The organism is Thermus sp. (assembly GCF_039793865.1).
In the GTDB taxonomy this organism is placed as follows: Bacteria; Deinococcota; Deinococci; order Deinococcales; family Thermaceae; genus Thermus.
Genome location: NZ_JBAMMI010000084.1, coordinates 1 through 1,808, shown reverse-complemented (window position 1 = coordinate 1,808; position 1,808 = coordinate 1). Strand labels below are relative to the sequence as shown.

The 1,808-nt window shown below is 70.6% G+C and carries 2 protein-coding genes; one reads left to right on the top strand and one right to left on the bottom strand.

The window, feature by feature from the left end:
- The first annotated feature begins 56 nt into the window (after window positions 1–56).
- The gene (locus tag ABJK26_RS07570) at window positions 57–941 is read left to right on the top strand and encodes a histone deacetylase (RefSeq protein ID WP_347241674.1); all 885 of its coding nucleotides are present in this window, start codon (window positions 57–59) and stop codon (window positions 939–941) included.
- Here ABJK26_RS07570 and ABJK26_RS07565 read toward each other — a convergent pair.
- Window positions 911–1,765 carry a GNAT family N-acetyltransferase gene (locus tag ABJK26_RS07565; RefSeq protein WP_347241673.1) on the bottom strand — a complete coding sequence of 285 codons (855 nt, stop codon included), beginning with the start codon at window positions 1,763–1,765 and terminating at the stop codon, window positions 911–913. The genes ABJK26_RS07570 and ABJK26_RS07565 overlap by 31 nt on opposite strands.
- Between the last annotated feature and the right edge of the window lie 43 nt (window positions 1,766–1,808).

The following is a 1,808-nucleotide window of genomic DNA, read 5'->3' as shown; positions in this document are numbered from 1 at the left end:
GGAGAAGGAGGCGCACGCTCCTTTCCATTTTGGCGAAAAGCGTTAAGGATAGGGGCGTGCGGGCGTACACCACGGCCCACCTCTCCTTCCCCCTGCCCGAGGGCCACCCCTTCCCCCTCTACAAGTACGGGGGCGTGGCCGAGGCCCTGAAGGGGCTCCTTCCCGTCCTCCCGGCCCCCGAGGTGCCCCGGGAGGCCCTCTTCCTGGCCCACGAGGCCCCCTACCTGGAGAGGCTTTTCGGGGAGGGGCTTACCCGGGAGGAGTCCTTGAGGCTCGGCCTCCCCTTCAGCCAGGGCCTGCTCCTCCGCGCCCTCCACGCCGCCGGGGGGACCCTGGCCGCGGCCCTGGACGCCCTCGAGGAGGGCCTCGGCCTCAACCTCGCCGGGGGCACCCACCACGCCTTCCCCGGCCGGGCCGAGGGGTACAGCCTCTTCAACGACGTGGCCGTGGCGGTCCATTGGCTCCGGGTCAAGGAGGGGTTTTCGGGCCGGGTTTTGGTGGTGGACCTGGACGCCCACCAGGGGAACGGCACCGCGGTCTTCTTCCAGGAGGACCCCTCGGTCTTCACCCTTTCCCTCCACGGGGAGCGGAACTACCCCCTGAAGAAGGAAAGGAGCGACCTGGACGTGGGCCTTCCCGACGGGGCGGGGGACGAGGCCTACCTCTGGGCCCTGGAGGAGGCGCTGGATAAGGCCCGGGCCTTCCGCCCGGACCTCGTCTTCTTTAACGCCGGGGTGGACGTCCTAAAAGGGGACCGCTTCGGCAGGCTCGCCCTAAGCCTGGAGGGGGTGAGGCGGCGGGACGAGCGGGTCTTCCGGTTCGTCAAGGCCCTGGGGGTGCCCCTGGTGGTGGTGATGGGCGGGGGGTACAACCGCGACCCCCGCCTCACCGTGGAGGCCCACGCCGCCACCTACCGCCTGGCCTTGAGCTCCTTGGCGTAGGTGGCCACGGCCTCCTCGAGGCTAAAGCCTAAGCCCCGGTAAAGCTCCAAGGCCCCCTTCTCGTGGTCGTGGGCCCGCACCCGGAAGAGGGTGGCCCCCTTCTTCTTGGCGAGCTTGGCGGCCTCGGAAAGAAGAGCGCGGCCGATGCCCTGGCCCCGGGCCTCGGGGACGACCCCGATGTAGGCCACGCTGGCCTCTTTTCCTTCCAGCTCCACCTCGGCCATCCCCACGGGGACCTCCCCCCGGTAGGCCACCAACAGGTGGACGGCGGGGTCCTGGAAGTGCTCCTCCAGTTCCTCGTCCGTCCAGCGGAGGCGCAGGGCCCAGCTCTCCTCGCTCTCCCGGTAGAGCTCCCGGTAGACCTCCGCCCCGGGGAAGCCCTCCTCCACCCGCACCCCCTCGGGGGCGGGGTAGTCCAGCCCCTCAGGGCGCTTGACGAAGAAGTAGGTCACGTGAAGGAGGCCGAAGCCCGCCCCCTCCAAAGCCCGGCGCAGGGCCCGGTTTTCCTCCCGGGGGAAGGCGTAGAGCCGCTCCACCGCCACCTCCTGGGCCCGCCCCTCCGCCGCCTCCAGGAGGAGGGGCAGGTCCTCCTCGCGGTAGGCCACGGGCCCTTCCAAGGCGGCCCCGTCCCAGAAGGGGTAAAGGCCCACGTACCCCGCCACCTCTTCCTCCCGCACCAGGACCAGGCCGTCCTCCAGCTCCTCGGCCAGGCCCTCGAGGTCCCGGGCCTCCGGGGCAAGAACCCCCCGCTCGGGGCTTTGGTCCAGGTGGCGGAGGAGCCTAAGGAGCCCCGGGAGGTCCTTGCGGGCCACGGGCCGGATCATGCCCTTAGTTTAACCCAAGTTGCTACCTATCCCTGGGCCTGAC

Bases quoted from the DNA above. Each gene is read 5' to 3' on its own strand.
- ABJK26_RS07565 (WP_347241673.1), bottom strand. From the start codon at position 1,765: ATGATCCGGCCCGTGGCCCGCAAGGACCTCCCGGGGCTCCTTAGGCTC.